Annotated in this window: 23 protein-coding genes; 9 read left to right on the top strand and 14 right to left on the bottom strand. The window is 66.1% G+C overall.

Annotated features, from left to right (window positions below; genetic code table 11):
• Positions 1 to 6: 6 nt before the first annotated feature.
• The 5 genes from F623_RS0108345 to F623_RS0108325 all read right to left on the bottom strand — a co-directional run bounded on the left by F623_RS0108345 (position 7) and on the right by F623_RS0108325 (position 2,424).
• A complete protein-coding gene (locus F623_RS0108345) occupies positions 7 to 921 on the bottom strand; it encodes a pirin family protein (protein ID WP_018862063.1) in 915 nt (304 codons plus the stop codon).
• Entirely contained in the window at positions 921 to 1,505 is a 585-nt protein-coding gene (locus tag F623_RS0108340; RefSeq protein WP_018862062.1) for an NADPH-dependent FMN reductase, read from the bottom strand. Before F623_RS0108340 ends, F623_RS0108345 begins: the two co-directional genes overlap by 1 nt.
• A 26-nt stretch (positions 1,506 to 1,531) precedes the next feature.
• A complete protein-coding gene (locus tag F623_RS13500) occupies positions 1,532 to 1,633 on the bottom strand; it encodes a hypothetical protein (protein ID WP_018862061.1) in 102 nt (33 codons plus the stop codon).
• Positions 1,634 to 1,682: 49 nt separating this feature from the next.
• Entirely contained in the window at positions 1,683 to 1,901 is a 219-nt protein-coding gene (locus tag F623_RS0108330) for a pirin family protein (RefSeq protein WP_369771999.1), read from the bottom strand.
• Positions 1,902 to 1,974: 73 nt separating this feature from the next.
• Positions 1,975 to 2,424: a DoxX family protein gene (locus F623_RS0108325; protein ID WP_018862059.1), complete on the bottom strand. Its 450-nt coding sequence runs from the start codon at positions 2,422 to 2,424 to the stop codon at positions 1,975 to 1,977.
• 121 nt (positions 2,425 to 2,545) lie between these two features.
• On the opposite strand from F623_RS0108325, the gene F623_RS0108320 reads away from it, so the two are divergent.
• The 3 genes from F623_RS0108320 (at position 2,546) to F623_RS0108310 (ending at position 4,912) form a co-directional block, all read left to right on the top strand.
• A complete protein-coding gene (locus tag F623_RS0108320) occupies positions 2,546 to 3,451 on the top strand; it encodes a LysR family transcriptional regulator (protein WP_018868398.1) in 906 nt (301 codons plus the stop codon).
• 190 nt (positions 3,452 to 3,641) lie between these two features.
• Positions 3,642 to 4,004, top strand: coding sequence for a nucleotide pyrophosphohydrolase (locus F623_RS0108315; RefSeq protein WP_019024870.1), 363 nt, complete (start codon positions 3,642 to 3,644; stop codon positions 4,002 to 4,004).
• 143 nt (positions 4,005 to 4,147) lie between these two features.
• On the top strand, positions 4,148 to 4,912 hold the full coding sequence (locus F623_RS0108310) for an SDR family NAD(P)-dependent oxidoreductase (RefSeq protein WP_018862056.1): 765 nt from the start codon (positions 4,148 to 4,150) through the stop codon (positions 4,910 to 4,912).
• Positions 4,913 to 5,045: 133 nt separating this feature from the next.
• Here the strand turns inward: F623_RS0108310 and F623_RS0108305 are convergent, their stop codons facing one another.
• The 5 genes from F623_RS0108305 to F623_RS0108285 all read right to left on the bottom strand — a co-directional run bounded on the left by F623_RS0108305 (position 5,046) and on the right by F623_RS0108285 (position 9,493).
• Positions 5,046 to 5,711, bottom strand: a complete 666-nt coding sequence (locus F623_RS0108305) for a DUF3012 domain-containing protein (RefSeq protein ID WP_018862055.1) — start codon at positions 5,709 to 5,711, stop codon at positions 5,046 to 5,048.
• Between the two features lie 206 nt (positions 5,712 to 5,917).
• Complete coding sequence (locus tag F623_RS0108300) at positions 5,918 to 6,859, bottom strand: DUF5996 family protein (protein WP_018862054.1); 942 nt, start codon at positions 6,857 to 6,859, stop codon at positions 5,918 to 5,920.
• A gap of 174 nt (positions 6,860 to 7,033) precedes the next feature.
• On the bottom strand, positions 7,034 to 7,663 hold the full coding sequence (locus F623_RS0108295; protein WP_018862053.1) for a MarC family protein: 630 nt from the start codon (positions 7,661 to 7,663) through the stop codon (positions 7,034 to 7,036).
• 160 nt (positions 7,664 to 7,823) lie between these two features.
• A complete protein-coding gene (locus F623_RS0108290; protein ID WP_026279366.1) occupies positions 7,824 to 9,023 on the bottom strand; it encodes an NnrS family protein in 1,200 nt (399 codons plus the stop codon).
• A gap of 137 nt (positions 9,024 to 9,160) precedes the next feature.
• Positions 9,161 to 9,493: a DUF3634 family protein gene (locus F623_RS0108285; RefSeq protein ID WP_018862051.1), complete on the bottom strand. Its 333-nt coding sequence runs from the start codon at positions 9,491 to 9,493 to the stop codon at positions 9,161 to 9,163.
• A 217-nt stretch (positions 9,494 to 9,710) separates the two neighbouring features.
• On the opposite strand from F623_RS0108285, the gene F623_RS0108280 reads away from it, so the two are divergent.
• Entirely contained in the window at positions 9,711 to 10,055 is a 345-nt protein-coding gene (locus tag F623_RS0108280) for a PilZ domain-containing protein (protein WP_018862050.1), read from the top strand.
• Between the two features lie 105 nt (positions 10,056 to 10,160).
• Here F623_RS0108280 and corA read toward each other — a convergent pair whose 3' ends face one another.
• Positions 10,161 to 11,234 (bottom strand): magnesium/cobalt transporter CorA, encoded by a 1,074-nt coding sequence (gene corA / locus F623_RS0108275; protein WP_018862049.1) that lies wholly within the window; start codon positions 11,232 to 11,234, stop codon positions 10,161 to 10,163.
• A gap of 122 nt (positions 11,235 to 11,356) precedes the next feature.
• Between corA and F623_RS0108270 the strand changes: the two genes are divergently transcribed.
• On the top strand, positions 11,357 to 11,611 hold the full coding sequence (locus F623_RS0108270) for a Smr/MutS family protein (protein ID WP_018138049.1): 255 nt from the start codon (positions 11,357 to 11,359) through the stop codon (positions 11,609 to 11,611).
• A gap of 111 nt (positions 11,612 to 11,722) precedes the next feature.
• On the opposite strand, the gene F623_RS0108265 is transcribed toward F623_RS0108270, so the two are convergent.
• Together F623_RS0108265 and F623_RS0108260 are read right to left on the bottom strand one after the other, a co-directional pair.
• A complete protein-coding gene (locus tag F623_RS0108265; protein ID WP_018862048.1) occupies positions 11,723 to 12,685 on the bottom strand; it encodes a patatin-like phospholipase family protein in 963 nt (320 codons plus the stop codon).
• Positions 12,686 to 12,695: 10 nt separating this feature from the next.
• Positions 12,696 to 13,127 (bottom strand): hypothetical protein, encoded by a 432-nt coding sequence (locus F623_RS0108260; RefSeq protein WP_018862047.1) that lies wholly within the window; start codon positions 13,125 to 13,127, stop codon positions 12,696 to 12,698.
• A gap of 100 nt (positions 13,128 to 13,227) precedes the next feature.
• Between F623_RS0108260 and F623_RS0108255 the strand changes: the two genes are divergently transcribed.
• Positions 13,228 to 13,704: a YbhB/YbcL family Raf kinase inhibitor-like protein gene (locus F623_RS0108255; protein WP_018862046.1), complete on the top strand. Its 477-nt coding sequence runs from the start codon at positions 13,228 to 13,230 to the stop codon at positions 13,702 to 13,704.
• A 179-nt stretch (positions 13,705 to 13,883) separates the two neighbouring features.
• Here the strand turns inward: F623_RS0108255 and F623_RS0108250 are convergent, their stop codons facing one another.
• On the bottom strand, positions 13,884 to 14,816 hold the full coding sequence (locus tag F623_RS0108250; RefSeq protein WP_018862045.1) for a carbohydrate kinase family protein: 933 nt from the start codon (positions 14,814 to 14,816) through the stop codon (positions 13,884 to 13,886).
• 282 nt (positions 14,817 to 15,098) lie between these two features.
• Here F623_RS0108250 and F623_RS13495 point away from each other — a divergent pair, with 282 nt between their 5' ends.
• The 3 genes from F623_RS13495 to F623_RS0108235 are packed head-to-tail and all read left to right on the top strand — an operon-like array spanning position 15,099 to position 18,364.
• Positions 15,099 to 15,257: a hypothetical protein gene (locus F623_RS13495; protein ID WP_018862044.1), complete on the top strand. Its 159-nt coding sequence runs from the start codon at positions 15,099 to 15,101 to the stop codon at positions 15,255 to 15,257.
• Positions 15,254 to 15,988, top strand: a complete 735-nt coding sequence (locus F623_RS0108240; RefSeq protein WP_026278732.1) for an ABC transporter ATP-binding protein — start codon at positions 15,254 to 15,256, stop codon at positions 15,986 to 15,988. Before F623_RS13495 ends, F623_RS0108240 begins: the two co-directional genes overlap by 4 nt.
• A gap of 15 nt (positions 15,989 to 16,003) precedes the next feature.
• Entirely contained in the window at positions 16,004 to 18,364 is a 2,361-nt protein-coding gene (locus F623_RS0108235; RefSeq protein WP_018862042.1) for an ABC transporter permease, read from the top strand.
• The last annotated feature ends 725 nt before the right edge of the window (positions 18,365 to 19,089 follow it).

Below are 19,089 nucleotides of genomic sequence, written 5' to 3'. Positions count from 1 at the left end.
CGGTAGTCAGGGCAGCGGGATGAACTCGTGTTCGTCGCCGGGGACCTTCGGGAAGCGGCCGTCCTGCCAGTCCTGCTTGGCCTGTTCGATGCGTTCGCGGCGGCTGGAGACGAAATTCCATTCGATGTGGCGCTCGCCCACGGGGGCGCCGCCGACCAGGGCGATGGTCGAGGCCGTGGTGGCGGTGACCGCAATGCCGGACTGGTGCGAGAAGATCGTCATCGAATGGGTCGGCATCGCAGTGTCCTGCGCGCGCAGCTCGCCGGATACCACGTAGACCGCGCGTTCGTCGGCATCGGGCAGTGTCAGGGTCTGGCCGGGCTGCAGGCGGGCCTCCAGATAGAGCGTCTCGGAGAACACCCGCACCGGCGACTGCTCGCCGTAGGCGCTGCCCATCATCACGCGCACGGGGACCCCGTCGACGGTGACGGTCGGGATCGACTGTTCCGGATAGTGATGAAACGCGGGCTCGGTTTCCTCGTCGGCTTCCGGCAGGGCGAGCCAGAGCTGCAGCCCGTGCTGGATGTGGGCCTCGGCGCTGACCTCCGGGCGTTCGCGTTCGGAATGGACGATGCTGTGTCCGGCGACCATCAGGTTGAGATCCCCGGGGCGAATCGCCTGCAGTGAACCCAGCGAATCGCGATGCAGGATTTCGCCCTCGAACAGGTAGGTGACCGTTGCGATCCCGATATGCGGGTGCGGGCGCACGTTGATCCCCTCGTCTGCGGGGAAGTGCGCCGGCCCCATGTGATCGAAAAAGATCCACGGCCCGACCATCCGGCGCTGTGCGGTGGGCAGCACCCGGCGCACGGAGAAGCCGCCCAGGTCGCGCTCGCGGGGCTGCAGCACGGTCTCGATCGCCGCGCAGGGGGCAGGCGAGGCGGTACAGGGCTGTTCGGTGGTCTCCAGGGTGTTGCTCATCAGGGGGCTCCGGGTGTCGTGTCGCGCATGGGCTGGAGGGCGCGGGCCCATTTCGCCAGTTCCTCCAGCATGCCCCGGGCGGAGTCATCGTGCATCGGTTCGGGGACGAATCGGCGCTTGTCGTCCAGGTGGTTCCAGGGCATCTGGATCATCACGCCCTCCGGGATCGGCATCATCTTGAGGGCTGTCACCATCTGCCGGGCCATCTGCGCCGAGCGCAGGCCGCCGGAGGCCCCGCCGTAGCTCACGAACGCGCAGGGCTTGTAGTTCCACTCTGTATAGACGTAGTCGAGGGCGTTGATCAGCGCGGGTGGAGCCGAGTAGTTGTACTCGGGGATCACGAACACGTAGGCGTCGGCGCTCGCGACGCTGCGCGACCAGGCCCGGGTGTGTTCGTGTTCGTACTGCTGTGTGCGCGGATGCTGGGGTTCGTCATAGACCGGCAGCTGGAAGTCCGCCAGGTCGACCCGCTCGCTCTGGAACGCGCCCTGTTCGCTGGCCAGGGCATGAAACCAGTCGCCCACCGAGGGGCCGATACGGCCCGGGCGAGTGCTGGCGATGATCGTCTGAAGCTGCAGTGACATTGGTGTGTCCTCGTCAGTGGGCGGCATCAGCCGCCGCGCAGATCGAACAGCAGGGCCTCGGCCTTGCCGTCGGTGGTGAATTCGAGCCCGTGTTCCTGACGGACCGTGGCGCCGTCGCCGGCGGCCATCGTCTGGCCGTTCAGGCTCAGTTCGCCCCGGGTGATCTGTACGTATCAATCAGCGTCTCCCTAGCACACAGGTGATGATCTCCATGTCCCGATGCGGGTGGGCGCCGAAGCCGGCACCCGGGGCGACCCGGTCCTCGTTGATGACGCGCAGGTCCGATACGCCCATATGGTCCGGATCAAAATAGTTGGCAAACGAGAAGGTATGGCGGGACTCCAGCCAGCCGTGGCAGGCATGGTCGCGTTCGGCACTGGGGCGCAGGGTGATCATGGTGTCCTCCTCCCGGGTGTTACCCATCAGGCGACCCATGCCGAGCCAGGTGGCCCGGCATGGGGTATTTCGACTAGCCGCGGTACATCCCGGCGAGGTGGTTGTCGACCGAGGCCCGGCCCGCGCCGCTGATCGCCAGTGCGACGGAGACGGCCAGCAGCGACAGCGCGAACTCGTAGCCGTTGTTGCTCATGAACAGGCCATGTTCGAAGTGTACGGCGAAGATCGCCACGACCATGGTGAAGGCCAGCACGGCCGCCGCCGGGCGCACCAGCAAACCGATGATCAGGGCCAGACCGCCGAAGAACTCGGCGCCACCGGCCAGCAGGGCCATCAGAAAGCCCGGCTCCAGCCCGATCGAGGCCATCCACTGGCCGGTCCCCTCCAGACCGTGACCGCCAAACCAGCCGAACAGTTTCTGGGCGCCATGCGCCATGAAAATGATCCCGACCGGGATGCGCAGGGCGAGGGCCGCCCAGCCGGCGTTGGTGCCAAACAGCTGCTGCATGAAGGACGAATTCATTTGGACTCTCCTGGATGGTTTGCGAAGGCCGGCGGTTCTGGCCGGTCAGGGAGAGTCTGTCTATTTCCTGGTAAGCAATAAACAGCTATAAAAGGCACATATAGTTGCGCATAGTGAAACAATGGATCGTTTCCAGCAGATGCAGATTTTCGTGGCCGTGGTCGAGGCCGGGCACTTCGTGCATGCGGCGGAGGCGCTGGGCCTGTCCAAGGCGGCCGTCTCGCGCGCGGTGAACGGCCTGGAGGAACGGCTGGGCGCGCGGCTGCTGCACCGCACGACCCGGCGCCTGTCGCTGACCAGCGAGGGCGAGACCTTCTTTGGGCGCAGCAAGCTGCTGCTGGAGGAACTGGCCGCCGCCGAGGGCGAGATCAGCGAGCGCGGCACCGCCGTCAGCGGGCGGCTGCGGATTAACGTCCCGGTGAGCTACGGCATCCAGCACCTGGCCCCGCTGTGGGGCGCATTCACGGCGCGGCATCCCCGGATGGAACTGGACGTCACCCTGAACGACCGCTCGGTGGATCTGGTCGACGAAGGTTTCGACCTGGCCGTGCGCATTGGCACGCTCGACAGCTCCAGCCTGGTCGCGCGCCGCCTGGCGACCACGCGCATGCGCATCTGTGCCGCGCCGGACTACCTGGCGGCCAGCGGTCGACCCGAACACCCGCGCGAGCTGGCGGACCACGCCACCATCGCCTACAGCTACCACGCGACCGGCGACGACTGGACCCTCACGGGCCCGGACGGGCCGGTCGCGGTCACGACCCGCCCCGTGCTGCGCAGCAACAACGGCGAGACCTGCGTCGCCGCGGCCCTGGCCGGACAGGGCATCGTCTACCAGCCGGAGTTCCTGCTGCAGCCACATCTGCAGACCGGCGCCCTGCAGGCGCTGTTCCCCGACTGGGAAACCGCCACGCTCGGCATCTACGCCGTCTACCCCAGTCGCCGCTACCTCCTGCCCAAGACCCGCGCCCTGATCGACTTCCTGGCGGAGCAGCTAGGTACGCCGAACGAGCTGGCGTCGCGGTAGGCCTGGCATCGGTTGGTCGGCGCATGTCATCACGGCCGCCGCGAAGCGAAGAGCCGGGATCTCCGGCATATGAAGATCCCGGTGATGTCGCTCCTGCTACTCCGCGGGCCACTAGCAGGCGGATTACGGCGCCGCGAGAGTTCGTTACGGTGACGAGTCCAGAGAAATGGATGCGACGGGAGTGATGGCCATGGGGTCGAACAACACGCGGGAGCTGGATGAGCTGGCGGCGCGGCTGGAGGCGTTTGTCGAAGAGCGCGACTGGGCGCAGTTCCATTCGCCGAAGAATCTTTCGATGGCGTTGGCGGGCGAGGTCGGCGAGCTGATTGAGCACTTCCAGTGGCTGACCGAGGAGCAGTCGCGCGGCCTGTCCGGCGAGGCGCTGGAGGAGGTTCGAGCCGAGATCGCGGATGTGCAGATCTATCTGTTGATGTTGGCCCGCAAGCTGAACATCGACCTCGTGCAGGCCGCGAGCGACAAGCTGGAAACCAACGCGAAAAAATACCCGGTGGACAAGGCGCGAGGCCTCGCACGCAAGTACACGAACCTGTAATTCGCTCGTTCGGTTCGCCGGGAGGTGTATGCGGCAAGAGTCGTGACCCGGATCAAGATTCCTGGCCTTTGCCCGGCTGATAATGGTTTTATCCGCGAGCGTCTTGCCGCGATTCCCCGACTGCATGACGAAGGAGACACAGCATGAGCCCCCTGGAAGGAAAAGTGATCGCAATCACCGGTGGCGCCGGTGGTATCGGCGAGAGCACGGCGCGCATGGCGTACGAGCAGGGCGCGAGTGTGGTGATTACCGACCGCGAGGCCGGGCCGGTGGAGGCCATCGCCCAGTCCCTGGGTGAGCGGGCGGTGGGCCTGGCCGTGGACGTCACGCGGCGCGAAGACAACGAGCGCATGGTCGCGACGGCACTGGAACGTTTCGGGCGCCTGGATGGCGTGTTCCTGAACGCCGGGATCGAGGGCGAGGTCGGCCCGTTCGACAGCCGTTCCGACGCGGCGTGGGAGAAGGTCTTTGCCGTCAACGTGCATGGCGTGCGCCTGGGCGCGGAGGCGGCCCTGCCGGCGCTGCGTCGCGGCAATGGCGGCAGCATCGTGATCACCTCCAGCGTAGCCGGGCTGCGCGGGGCGGCCGGCCTGTCGCCGTACGTGTCCAGCAAGCACGCGGTGGTGGGCATGATGAAGTGCCTGGCCGCCGAGCTGGGACCGGAGAACATCCGCGTCAATACGCTCAACCCCGGCCCGGTCGCGAACCGCATGATGCAGTCCATTGAAGAGCAGGCGGACCCGGGCCACGCCGACGAGGTGCACAAGTCCTTCGAGGCGCGCATCCCGCTGGGCCGCTACGTGAACAACGAGGAATGCGCCGGGATGGCGGTGTTCCTGCTGTCCGATGCGGCCTCCGGCTGCACCGGCAATACCTTTGTTGTCGACGGCGGCCTTTGCTCGCAGTAGTTTGCAGGCGCGCGCCACTCGTCATCGTTCGGCGCGCAAGGCGGTGACGTCATTGCGAGGCCCCGCAGGGGCCGCGGCAATATGTCGATTGAACCCGCAAGCGAGGCTCCGGAATCTATGCCGGAGCCTCGCATCAGCGCCCCACGCAGTGGTTCGCAAAGGCGAAGGCGTCGTTCATCGACCACTGGGCCTGGGGCGTGTTGGCCATGGCGTCACACCATGCGGGACTGCCAACCGTCTGCGCGCCACCGGCGAACGTGGCTTCCATCTGCCGTTCCAGCCGCTCGTTGGTCCGGGCGAAGTTCAGCCACGCCATCTCCAGTGCCGGCGTTGCATGTGTGGTCTCGACACGCATGATGTTTTCTTCCAGTCGATCCAGCGACTGCTCCATGCGTCCTTCCAGTTCCAGCATGCGTTGGTGGTTTTCCGGGGCATCAAACGACGCCTCCATGACCTCCATCTCGTGTTCCTCGATCGACTCCATGAAGACGATCATCTCGCCTGCCAGTTGTTCCAGGCGCGGCGTCAGTTCTTCGGTCAGCCAGGTGGCGTGCTCATTGGCGGCCTCCCGGCTGTCGACCCCGGCCAATTCCGCACTCATGGTGTCGAACAACTCGATCCAGGACTCCATGAAGCCGATCGCGCGCTCCATCGCTGGCGCATCTGGCTCTTCCTGGATCAGGGTGTCCGGTTCCGCAGCCTGGGCCGAGTCGTTCGACTGGCCGCAACCGGAAAACGTGATCAATGCGAACGCCAGCCCCGCGATGGCTGGCACGGTAAAGCTCGGTAGGGTGTTCATGGCTGCCTCCCTCGGTTCCCCCTAACCGAACACAAATCACTACAACAGGACGGGAACCGCGGCCAACAGCGAATGGAGTGCGAACAGGCGGCGATTACATAGTTCATAGCACCAAATGCACGCGTTTGCGCTGGGTTTTGGGAGCCGCAGCGCATTTGCGAGTCCCGCGTGCGAGCCAGGGCGGCTCCGAAGGGTCTGTCCTGCCGCTATCTCGGGCCGGGTGGAACGAACTCGAGGGCTCCGCGGTCCCAGCGGCCATTGTCGGCAGCCGCCTGGTAGGTGCTCTGCAGAAAGCTCAGCAGTGCGGCATCGGGATCCGTCGACGTTCGAACAGCGTCGAGTGGCAGGATGTATTCCCCGAGGCCCTCGTGGAAACGGGCCGCGGCGGGCTGGATGGCGGCCTCGCGATATCGGTCGGGTTCCGGGTAGGCATACGCATAGAAGGCCGCTTCGCCCAGCCCCGTGCCGGGCCAGAAGCCGGAGCTCGCCAGCTCATGGGAATAAGCCTCGTCCATCACCCAGTCGGCACAGTTGGGGACACCGCCGGGATACTTCGGCGCCTCGCGGCCGGAAAAGCGCGTGACGGCCAGATCGAACGCACCCCAAAAGAAGTGCACGGGGCTGCACTTTCCCAGAAAGCCCGCGCGGAACTCCGAGAACACCCTGTTCGCCTGCACCAATGCCTGCCAGAAAGCGTGGATGGCATGGCGATCGTAGCTGCGGTTTCGCGTGTTCCTGGCAAAGGGGGTGGCTTCCGGTACCTCCACCGGGCGCGCGAGGATGGCTACACGAATGCCGAGGAACGCAAGTGCGTCAAAGATCTTGTCGTGGAAATCGGCAACGCTCATCGGTTCCAGCGTAAAGAGCACCTTGCGGCCGTTCGATGTGGTGATCACCAGCTGGTGCGCGACGAAATCGAAGTCGATGGTGAAGGTCTGCCCCTGATAGGGGATCGGCAATGTCGTCAGCCCGGTGCTGGTGACATACAGCGTGGAACCCCACGAGTGATTCACCCAGGGCCCCAGTTCGAGACGGATCTTGCCGACAATCTGCGTCCACATGTGGACCGTGGTACAGGTATCCTCCCACTGATCAAGGGGTGGGAGTTCGGGCCAGTGGGTGGGTCCATTCTGCGAGTGGGCGGGCATGCGATCCTCCGGGGCTGATCCGGGGCCATTGCGAATCGAGCGGAAGCGCTAGCACAAGGGCGCGCCCATCAATCCCGAGGAATCTGTTAGGCCATCCTGAGGAGTGTAGACCCCCGCGAAGGGCTTGCTGTCGAACATCCCGCTTGTGATCCCGGCCGCGTACGAAGCCGGTGCTCAGCCCAGCAGGCCGCTTTGCTCGAGGCCGTCGAATATGAACTGCATGGCCAGTGCGCAAAGCAGCACGCCGAGGATACGGGTCAGCACATGGGCGCCGGTGACCCCCAGCAGGTGCTGCAGGCGCGATGCGACCAGCAGGCAGATCAGGGCCAGCACCATGATCGCCGCCAGGGCGCCCAGCACCACCGCCTGAGCCATCCAGTCATCGCCGGCCCGGCTCATCAGCAGGATTGCCGCCCCCATCGCGCCCGGCCCGGCCAGCATGGGTGTCGCCAACGGGAACACCGAGATGTCGCCCCGGCTGCGCGCCTCGCTGGTTTCCGCCGGAGTCGCCGACACCCCACCGGAACTGCGCGCGAAGACCATGTCGATCCCGATCAGCAACAGCAGGATGCCGCCGGCCGTGTACAGCGCCGGCATGGTGATGCCCAGCACCGAAAGCACGGCCTCGCCGAACAGCGCGAACAGCAGCAGGATGCCGGTCGCCAGCAATGCCGCGCGCCAGGCCATCCGGCGTCGCTGGGCCCGTGTCATGCCCTGGCTCAGCACGGCAAAGACGACCGCCACGTCCACGGGCCCAACGGTCACGAAGAAGGTCGCCAGTGCGACCACACCCAGTTCCAGCATTGATCTCCCCGATACCCTTCGCGTTGCGAACTGTTCCTGGCTACCGGCGCGTTGCCTGCGGGCTGCACAGACCCTGCATCATTGCAGATGGTGCGCGCGGCAGGGCAGTCCAGCGCTTGGCCGTGCGGTGCTGTCGGTGCTACCGCCCTGTCGCCTCGGCTTATCCGTAACGCCCGTCGATGCGAGGTTTGATCAGCATCGGCGCGTAGACCCAGACGAACCCGGCGAAGGCCGCGATCCACAGGAACTGCGAGGCCCCCATCCAAGTTGCGGTCAGGGCCGGCCAGAGCAGGGGTCCGGCCACCCGTGCCAGCGTCCCGATGGCCAGCAAGGCGAAGAGTACCCCGAGGATGCGCGGTGGATCGAAGACATTGCGCCCGGTATGGCCCAGGGCCACGCGCGTCATCATGCCCAGGGTTATCAGGCCGATGCCCCCGTAGGTAAAGGCGTGCAGTGCGGCTATCGGCGCGAGGGGCGTGAACTCGGCCGCGGCCCGCAGCGCAAAGCCGATCACGATCCAGCCGTAGGCCAGCATCAACACCCAGAGCAGTGGCTTGCGCCACAGCGCCGGCGTATGCCAGCCCGCCCAGCGCACGCCGTGTGCCACGGCCAGGCCGGCCGCCAGCGCCGCTGCGACGGTTGACCAGGGCAGGAAGACTTCGACCAGCCAGAAGGCCAGCAACAGCACCAGAGCCAGGCGGTCCAGCCAGGCCCGGTTTACCGGCGTAAAGGCCCCGTCCAGGCCGCGCTCGATAAAGAACGGGATGACCCGGCGGCCCATCATCAGGATCAGCGACAGCAGCAGGTAGACCCCGGAGTACAGCCCCAGGCGCTGGCCGCCATCGAGCAGGTCGAAGGCGCCCAGGTAGAACAGCCCGTTACTGGCCCCCAGCAAGGCGACTTTGCCGATCACTGCCAGCTGGCCCCACTGGCGCGCCTTCCACACCGGGCGGGCCAGGGCGGCCAGCAGCCAGAGGGTGAAGCCGAGATCAAACAGCGCCATCGCGACCAGCCCGGGGTCCCCGAACAAGGCCGCCACGCGGCCGCCGAGCCAGAGCCCGGCCAGCACCAGCAGCGCGGGCCCGTGGGTCGTCTGCATCTCGGTCCAGTTGCGCACGGCCGTGAGCAGGAACCCGGCGACGACCGCCATGCCGTAGCCAAAGATCAGTGTATGGCCATGCCAGGCAAAGGGCCCGCCAAAGACGGCCGTGGGCAGCGCCGCCATGTCGACGTGGTAAAGCCAGGTCCACAGACCCGCGACCAGCACGGCGTACAGCCCGGCCAGCAAGAAGAACGGGCGAAATCCCAGATGGCTCAGGCCAAAGCGGTACTGCCCGGGCTGCTCGATGTTCAGCTTCACGTTCGCCCCCTTTGGCTCCGCCGTGCCGGTACCCACTATCGCTGCGGGCACCTCCCGGAAAATCGGTCCGCTCCCATATCTTGCATTTTTATTACTGTTTAGTGCGAGTACAGCGAGTAATCCGCTGCTCCAGGCTGCTATCCCGTCGCGCGCATGCCGCCGCTACCTCCGCCGCCCGGCGGGGGCGCCCAGACGTTGCGAAAGGCCTGGTGGGTCTTTGCTGGCAGATCGCGGGAGAAGCGAAGCTGAACACCCGCGTCGGTCCGCACCGCAGCGATCCGGCCCCGCTTGAGCCCGAACTGTCGTGCCACGTCCTCGCAGCCGCGCACGAATCCAGCCGGCGGCTTGCCGCGCCGGACACGGACCGAACCACGACGCAGCTCCACGGAAAACACCTGCCGGGCATGCCAGATCATCAGGGCGATACCCAGTCCCAGTACGAAGAGCATGACCAACAGCGTGAGGAGCATGACCGGTTGCGGTGCCAGGCGTGATGCGGGTTGGCGCCCAGTGTAGCGCACACGATCGTGGGTCTATCACATTGCGCGGGGCCGGGGCATCCCGTTGCCTGCGGTTCAAAGTGAGGACGGGTCGGCATGGCCCGAGCGCCGACGCCTTCTGTATGCACTACAGTCCAGGGAGAGACACGAAGATGCCGTGGCTGGAGGCACTGCCGGGGGGTGGCTAATGGAGCTTCGGGAAGGGCGTCGCAGGGCGGTCTGCATGACCGCCGAGATACAGAATCCACCCGGTGCCCCGGGGTACCGGGTCAGTGGCCGGATCCGGGATGTCAGTCTCAGCGGGCTGTATCTGGAGTTGCCGGTTGCGGGTCTCTCCGAGAATTCCAGACTGCGGTTGCTCGTCAGTCCGGAAGAGGCGGCCGATGGTCGGGCTCATGTCTGGCATTGCATCGTTATGCGCCTGGACGAGTATGGAGTGGGAGCGATGTTCGAGACCGAGGATCCGTCCAGGGTCGATGGCCTGCTCGACCTGATGCGCGAGAGTTTCGGGCTCCCGCCCGATTCGAGATAGCCCGCGCCCTGATGGCAGTGCCCTTGTCTCCGGGCGCCGCCCCGGCGCTGGGGTCATCCACAGAAATCGCCACGACGCCGGTCCGTTGGCGAGGCCGGAGTGGGGTTAAAGCCAGCGGCGTCGGCGGAACAGGTAGAGCATCCCGAGAACGACGGCGAGCATGATGCCGAGCAGGACGGGGTAGCCGTAGTAGGTGTAGAGCTCGGGCATCGACCATGGGCTTTCGGGGTGGTCGAAGTTCATGCCGTAGATGCCGACGATGAAGGTGAGCGGGATGAAGATGGTGGCGATGATGGTGAGAACACGGATCACGTCGTTGGAGCGCTGATTGATGGCCGAGAGGTAGGCCTCGATCAGGCTGGAGGCCATTTCGCGGTAGGACTCAAGCAGGTCCATGATCTGGATAGTGTGATCGTGGACGTCACGCAGCCAGGGCATCATCTCTGGGCCGAACGGGTCCTGGTTGTCGCGCATCAGGCGGGTAACTACGTCGCGCGTGGGCCAGAGTTGGCGGCGCAGCACCAGCAGTTCGCGGCGTACGACATGGATGCGGCTCAGGGTGTCGTGGTTGGGCTGTGAGAGTACGCGTTCTTCCAGGTCTTCGATACGGTCGCCGAGTTGCTCCATCAGCGGGAAGGCCTGATCCACGACGACATCCATCAGGGCATAGGCCAGGTACGGGGCACCCAGGCGGTTGAAGTTGCGGTTGCTGCCGCGCATGCGCTGGCGGATGGGCTCGAACGGGTCGGTATCGCCGCTGTGTACGCTGATCACGAACTTCGCGTGTACAAACAGGTTGAGCTGGTCCAGTCGCACGGTATCGCCATCCAGCTGCGGCTGGTTGAGGATGATCACTGCGTGCTCGCCGAAGTAGTCGAGCTTGGGGCGCTGGCCGCGATGGCGCACGTCCTCCAGCGCCAGCGGGTGCAGCCCGAACGTCTCGCCCAGGCGGTGTAATTGGCCCGGACCGGGTGTGCCCTGGAAGTGCAGCCAGACGAACCCGTCCGCCGGCGCACCGTCGTGCAGCACGGTTTCAGGGTCCAGGGGATTGAGTTGTTCGTTGTGGTAGTGCCAGGCGGAAACGCTGGCGTCGGAAGTGTGGGAATGTTCGTGAGCGTGTACCCCGTGGCCCGGGGGCGTTCCGGGTTGCGGATAGGTCTTCTCGAACAGTCGTGTCATGGGGTCTTCCGGAGCGGAGTTGCTCCGAGTATAGGGCGTTCATGCGTGAGGGCGACACGCGGCTGCGCACGCGCGGCGAGTCTGGCAGGCTGCATCGCGGTGACCCTGGACAGAGGACGGATATGTCGCGGCTTTCCATCGACCTGCACGAGTGCTTTCGTAACGGGCGCAAGATCGATGCGGCGCTGAATGGCGCGATCGAAGAGGCCTGCGACAAGCGTATCAAGACGGTAGAGATCATCCACGGCAAGGGTAGCGGACAACTGAAAAAGCGCGTGCTGCGCTTTTTGCAGCAGCCGGAGATCAAGCAGCGCTACCACCGGGTGGAGAAGGACTCGAAGAACCACGGCCGACTGTTTGTGCATTTCAAGCACTGAGCAAGGCCGTTCCCTCTTTCCTTGTAGGAGGCCAGCCCTCTGGCCGATCCGGGGCCAGCAGAACCCCATCGGCCAGGGGGCTGGCCTCCTACAGGGGGAAGGGGGTGGGGCTTACGGCCTTTGGTCGCCCAGGCTGCGTTCGGCGAGGTGGTAGCCGAGTTCGATCATCTCGCGGGCGCGGTGGAAGTCGAAGATGCCGCAGGCGTTGACGGGCACCTCGATCAGGTGCTCGGGGTTGTAGGCGGCAATGCGAAAGCGTGCGATCGAGCCCTGCATGGCCTCGATGGAATGGGAGACGACGTCGATCATGCTGAGCGCCCGGGCCTCCTGGGCGCGGCTCATGCCGGCGGTCGTGGAGCCCAGCCCCAGCTTGCCTGGCCAGTCCTGGAGCCAGCCGCCGACCCGGTCCGGCAATACGCCCTGCAGTCGCTGATTCAGGCGGCTGCGCCCCAGTTTTTCGGCGTCGACGTCATCGAAGGCGTTGGGGCGGGTGACGCGCGTGAGTTCGTCGCCCATGCGCCCGTTCAGGCTGACGGCCACGGTTATGTCGGTGTGGTCGTTCAGGGTCGGTGCGATGGGTACGGGGTTCAGCAGGGCGCCATCCACCAGCAGCCGCCCGTGATGGTGCACGGGGGTGAACACAGTGGGGATGGCGATGGAGGCGCGAATGGCGTTGAACAGCGAGCCGGTGTTCAGCCAGACCTCGCGTTCGCGCTCGATATCGGTGGCTACTGCGGTAAAGGAGATCGATAGCTCTTCGATGTCGATGTCGCCCAGCATGTCACGCAGTTTGCCGATCAGGCGATCGCCCCGGATCAGCCCGGCACCGCGAAACGAGAAATCCAGCAGCCGCCAGACATCCTGGCGGCGCAGCGTTTTCACCCAGTCCTCGTAGATATCCAGCTTGCCTGCTGCGTAGATGCCGCCGATCAGCGCGCCCATGGAGGCGCCCGAGATGGAGCGGATGCGATAGTCGGAGTGCTCCTCCAGCCAGCGGATGACCCCGATCTGCGCCAAGCCGCGAGCCCCGCCGCTGCCCAGTACCAGCGAAATCGACTGTTCGCGATCGTCCATCGCCGGGTCGCTAGGAGGAGGCGTCGCCTAGCAGGAAGTCGTGCAGCGTTCGCGCAGACTCGGTGGCCGAATCTTCCAGGCGGACCTGCCAAACAGCCACCGGGTTTTCCGGCGACCATTCGCTGACCACCACCAGCCCCGAATAGACGTTCGTGCCGCGAACCGTACCGACGGTGACGCGCCCGGTATCGTCGCCGAACAGGCGGACTTCGAACTCCGAACCGGGAGTGGGCAGGGACCAGTACCCGTTCTGGCCTGTCTCGCGGAAGTCCTCGTCGGAGGGGTGAACCGCCTCGCCAAAGTGGCGGCGCAACAGTGGCACGGCGAGCCGGTGAGGCAGGCCCAGCACGGTCTCGATCCCCGAGCGGCCGCGGTCGATCGCCCGCGCGGCCCCGCTCAGGGGGTCTTCTCGGCCCAGCCAGCGTTTTACGGCATTCAGCATGCCCTCGATGATCCGCGTGACGGCGGGCGGCTGCAACCGGTTGGTGTGGGCCCGGGGTGCACGTTAGGGTGGCGGGTACGTATTGATCAGGAGATTGGCGATGGGTTTTGCACTGTCCGACATGCAGCTGTCCAGTTCCGCGTTCGGCCCCGGTCAGCCGATCCCGAAGCGCCATACGGGCGAGGGCGAGGACACCTCGCCAGCGCTCAAGTGGAGCAACCTCCCGCAGGAGACGCGCTCGCTGGCCGTCATCTGCCATGACCCGGATGCCCCGCTGATCAAGTCCGGCACCTACGGCTTTGTGCACTGGGTGCTGTACAACCTGCCGCCGGATACCGACGGCCTGCCCGAGGCGGCCAGCCTGGGCGATGTCGGCGAGAACGACTTTGGCGGCACCGGCTACGGCGGCCCGATGCCGCCCGAGGGCCACGGCAAACACCATTACTTCTTCTGGCTGCTGGCGCTGGACCGCGACCTGCAGCTCCCCGCCGGCCTCACGCTCTGGCAGTTCCTGGAGCGCGCCGAGCCCCATGTGATCGGCATGAACCGGCTGGTGGGCACTTACCAACGCGGTTGACGCCTTGAGGGAGTGGGAGCCGGCCGTCCGACAAAGCTCCTGTCAGGCGTCAGACGCGGGCAGGGGCTCCGCCCGTAAGCAGACCTCTGCAGAGCGCTAACAAAAAAGGCCCGGACCGAGGAAACTCGGGCCGGGCCTTTTGCGTTCCCGGGCGGGTGCCCGGGGCGGCGTCAGGTGGCTCAGTAGCGGTACCCGAAGGCCCTTTCGAACTGGTCGGCGAACGCTTCCGGCGTGAAGTGGTGGTTCTGGGTGCCGGAGTGGGCGATCTTGATCGAGCCGATCAGCGAGGCGATGCGGCCGGTGGTTTCCCAGTCATAGCCCTGTTCCAGGCCGAACAGGATGCCGGCGCGGTAGGAGTCGCCACAGCCGGTCGGGTCCTTGATCGCGGCCGGCTCGACCGACGGAATGGTGATCTTCTTGCCGCCGGTGTAGATGTCGGAGCCCTCGCCACCGCGGGTGACGATCATCGCGTCGACCATCTCGGCCATCTGCTCCAGGCTCAGGCCGGTGCGGTCGGCGGTCAGCTGCGCTTCGTAGTCGTTGAACGCGGCGTAGGTGGCGTTCTCCATGAAGCGCTTCAGGTCGTCTCCGTCGAACATCGGCAGGCCCTGGCCCGGGTCAAACATGAACGGGATACCGGCGTCGGCAAACTGCTGGGCGTGTTCGATCATGCCGTCACGGCCGTCCGGGGAGACGATGCCGACCTTGATGCCGTCGGCCTCGGTGACCTTCTGCTGGTGCGAGAAGCCCATCGCGCCCGGGTGGAAGGCGGTGATCTGGTTGTCGTCCTGGTCGGTGGTGATGAACGCCTGACCGGTATAGGTGTCGTTCAGCTCCTTGATGTGCTTGCGCGAGATGCCGTGCTTGTCCATCCAGTCGGCATAGGGGGCGAAGTCGCCGCCGACGGTGGCCATGATGGTCGGGTTGCCGCCCAGCAGCTTCATGTTGTAGGCGATGTTGCCGGCGCAACCGCCGAACTCGCGACGCATGTCCGGGACCAGGAAGGACACGTTCAGCATGTGCACCTTGTCCGGCAGGATGTGGTTCTTGAAGCGGTCGGGGAACACCATGATGGTGTCGTACGCGATGGATCCACAGATGAGTGCGGACATGTTGACTCCTTGCGTTGTTGAAACGGGTTGGCATGGCACCGCTTGTAGTGCCAAAACGGCTCTGCGGCGCGCGATTTCGGGATGCTCGGCGCGTCTGCGGCAGGCCGGACGGTGCGCATAGGGTAAATATTTGGGCGCAAAACAACAAATCGGGGGCGCATCGCGAGCCGCGTCGGGCGTGCCTGTCGTTGCTGGTCATCCCGGCCGACGGTGCCTGGCCCGACGCCGTGCCGGGGGCTTTGTGGCAGCATTGGGGTACTGTCGCGAGCGAGGGCCTGTCCGATGAATCCGCGCGTACTGATTCCAATACTAATTATTCTGCTGTTGCTGCTGAGCCTGTGGTCCATGAGCCTGGACGGCGAGGGCGGCATCCTGCCAAGCGCGCCCGAGCCGGGTGCCGCGGCGCCGCAGACCACGCACGTGGTGGCCGCTCCCGCATGAGCGCATCCCCGGCTCCTGCGGCCACGCGGGAGGTGATGTTTCGCGCGGCGGGGGTGACCAAGGTTTACCGCATGGGCGAGGTGACCATCCACGCCCTGCGCGGGGTGGATCTGGAGCTCTACACCGGCGAGCTGGTGGTGATGCTGGGGGCCTCGGGTTCCGGCAAGTCGACGCTCCTGAACATCATGGGTGGGCTGGACACCGCGACCGAGGGCGAGGTGCGCTACCGCGACCAGGATCTGGCGCAGGCCTCCGAGCGCACGCTGACGGCCTTTCGCCGCGACCATGTCGGCTTCGTGTTCCAGTTCTACAACCTGATCGCCAGCCTGACCGCGCGCGAGAACGTGGCCATCGTCACCGAGATCTCGCGCGACCCGATGCCACCGGAAGAGGCGCTCGCGCTGGTCGGGCTGGAGAACCGCATGGACCACTTCCCCTCGCAGCTCTCCGGCGGCGAGCAGCAGCGGGTGGCCATTGCCCGCGCGATCGCCAAGCAGCCGGCCGTGCTGCTGTGCGATGAGCCAACGGGCGCGTTGGATTCGAAGACCGGCATCCGTGTGTTGGAGGTGCTGCAGCACATCAACGAGCGTCTGGACACGACGGTGGCGATCATCACCCACAACGCGGTGATCGGCGAGATGGCCGACCGGGTGATCCACCTTAGCGACGGCCGCGTGAGCGAGATCCACGAGAACGCCACGCGCCAGTCCCCGGCCGAACTGCACTGGTAGCGACGGCGGCCGACCATGCGTGCGCTGAACCGCAAGATCCTGCGTGATCTCGGTCACCTGAAGGGACAGGCGGCGGCGATCGCGCTGGTGATCGCCAGCGGCGTAATGACGCTGGTGATCGCCGTGACCAGCCTCGATGCCCTCACGATCACCAAGGACCGTTTCTACTCGGAATACCAGTTCGCCGATGTATTCGCGGAGATCACGCGCGCGCCGGAGAGCGCGGTGGAGCGCTTTCGCGATACGCCGGGGATCAACCAGATCGAGACCCGGGTGCAGGCCCCGGTGCGCCTGGAGGTCGCCGATTTTGACGAGCCGATCCGTGGCACCGTGCTCTCCATACCCGACGGGGGTGAGCCGCTGCTGAACCGGCTCTACCTGCGCGAGGGGCGGCTGCCGGAGGCCGGCCGCGAGCGCGAGGCGGTCGTCAGCGAGGCCTTTGCCGAGGCCCACGAGCTGCGGGCCGGCGATTCTTTGCGCGCGATCATCGACGGGCGCCTGACCGACCTGCAGATCAGCGGCATCGCGCTGTCGCCGGAGTTTGTCTATCAGATCAGCCCCACCGATCTGCTGCCGGACTACGAGCGCTACGGCATCCTGTGGATGAACCGCCGCGCGCTGGCTGCCGCCTACGGGATGGAGGGGGCATTCAACTCGGTGGCCGTGAGCCTGGAGGCGGGTGCGGACCCGGCCCCCGTGATCGAGGCAATGGACCGGGAGCTCGCGCGCTACGGCGGCATGGGGGCCTATGGCCGCGATGACCAGTTCTCGCATCGCTTTCTGTCCGAGGAGCTGACCCAGCTGCGGGCGCAGGCGGCGATCCTCCCGACCATCTTCCTGGCCGTCGCGGCCTTTCTGCTGAACGTCGTCGTCGGCCGCATCATCCGCTCCCAGCGCGAGCCGATCGCCGTGCTCAAGGCCTTCGGCTACGGCAACGGCGCGATCGCCGGGCACTATGCCCTGTTGACCGGCGGCATCGTGCTGGTGGGCTGCGCGCTGGGGCTCGCATTCGGGGCCTGGGCCGCGCAGGGCCTGGCCGGCATCTACGCGGAGTACTTCCGCTTCCCGGAGATGAGCTTTCGTCTGCAGGGCTGGGTGATGGTGCTGGCGGTGGGCGTGGCCATGGGCGCGGCCATGCTCGGCACCTTCCGTGCGGTCTGGCAGGCGGTGCGCATGCAACCGGCCGAGGCTATGCGCCCGCCGGCCCCGGAACGTTTTCATCGCGGCTGGCTGGAGCGCTCGGCGGCCTGGGGCGCGTTCGATCAGCCGACCCGGATCATCCTGCGCAACCTTGCGCGCCACCGGCTCAAGTCCGTGCTGTCGGTGATCGGTATTGGCCTGTCCGGCGGGCTGCTGCTGATGGGCGCCTACCAGCTGAACGCGGTGACCCAGATGCTGGACACCCAGTACGGGCAGGTGCTGCAGATGGACATCGATCTGCAGTTCACCGATCCCGTGCCGGCGCGTGCGGCCGGCGAGCTGCGCCACGAGCCGGGCGTGCTGGCGGTGGAGACCTTCCGGGCGGTGCCGGTGCGGCTGGTCGGCGTGAACCGCGAGGAGCGCGTGCGCCTGCTGGGGCTGGACGCCGAACCGCGCCTGCGGCAACTGCCGATGGGCGGCGGGCGTGGCCGACTGCCGGACGAGGGCATCCTGCTGACCGACTACTTGGCGGAACAGCTCGGGCTGCGCGTGGGCGACCCGGTGGAGGTGGAGATCCTGGAGGGCCGCCGCCGCACGGTCACGGTGCCGCTGGCCGGTGTGGTGGAAGAGCCCATCGGCGTCGGCGCCTATATGTACCGCCCGGCCCTGAACCGCATGATCGGCGAGGGGCCCGCGGTCTCCGGCGCCTGGTTGCTGACCGACCGCGCACAAGAAGATGCACTGTTCCGTAGCCTGTCCGACCGCCCGCGGGTCGCCAGTGTCGGACTGATCGCGGAGGCCGAGCGCAACATCCGCGAATACATCGGCGAGACCATCATCGTGTTCGCAATGGTGTTCGTCGCGCTCGCTGTCTCTATCGCCTTTGCGGTGACCTACAACAACGCCCGCATCACCTATGCCGAGCGCGCTCGCGACCTGGCCACGCTGGAGGTACTCGGCTACTCGCGTGGTCAGGTCAGCTGGATCCTGCTCGGCGAGATCGCGGTGCTCACCCTCGCCGCGATCCCGGTCGCCTGGCTGACGGGCACGGGCTTCGCATGGCTACTGAACCAGGCCTTTGCGATGGACCTGTTCCGCGTGCCGCTGGTGATTACGCCGCAGGCCTACGGCTTCGCCGCCCTCGGCATCCTGGTCGCGGCCAGCCTGACCGCCTTTCTCGCCTGGCGGCGCCTGCAGCAGCTCGACCGCGTACAGGCCCTGAAGGCGGCGGAGTAGGCCTCGGCAGCCTTTGGTGGCTTCGGCTGGCCGCCTGCCAAGCGCTGTTTCGGCAGCGCGCCCCGCCAGTTGTTAATCAAAAACGGGCTTCTTTGCTCGTGCAAAGAAGTAACCAAGAAACACGCCCGGGATTCGCCCGGGAACCTTGCTCCGGACGCGCCAGGCCGGCGGCGCTGAAACTCGCTTCGCTCAGACAGTCAGCGCCTTCTCCCGGCCTGTCACGTCCTCCACAAGGGGCTCATATCGGGAGGGTAGGTCAAAACAGGCGGTATTCCGGCGAAGAGCCAGACATCCACACGATTAGGTAGAGACAAGGCCCTTGGCGCCCGCTGGCGGGCGCGGCACGCCAGGGCCAAAGGCCACGCGTGCCCAGGATGTCGGAACACCTTGCCTCCATCCATTGGCATGAACGTTGGGTCAGCCGTTGTCTTGACCTTCTCCCCCCGTATGAAGCCCCTTGCGGAAGGGTCCTCGGGACGGACGATTCAAAATAAAAACGGGGGCGCTGACTGTCTGAGCGAAGCGAGTTTCAGCGCCGCCGGCCCGAGGGCCCTGGAGCAAGGTCCCCGGGCGGAATCCGGGTGCGCCTCGACGGGTACTTTCTTGGGCAAGCAAGAAAGCCAGTTGTTGATCAAAAACGGGCGGGGTGCGCTGCCGAGACAGCGCTTGGCAGGCGGCGGATCAAAGCCACCATAAACACCGGATGCCGAACCATGCTTAGCCTC

Origin of the sequence: Thioalkalivibrio sp. ALD1, from assembly GCF_000381245.1 — a bacterium.
Classification (GTDB): domain Bacteria; phylum Pseudomonadota; class Gammaproteobacteria; order Ectothiorhodospirales; family Ectothiorhodospiraceae; genus Thioalkalivibrio.
Note: the sequence above shows the minus strand (reverse complement) of the source record. Positions and strands in the feature narration are given on the sequence as shown.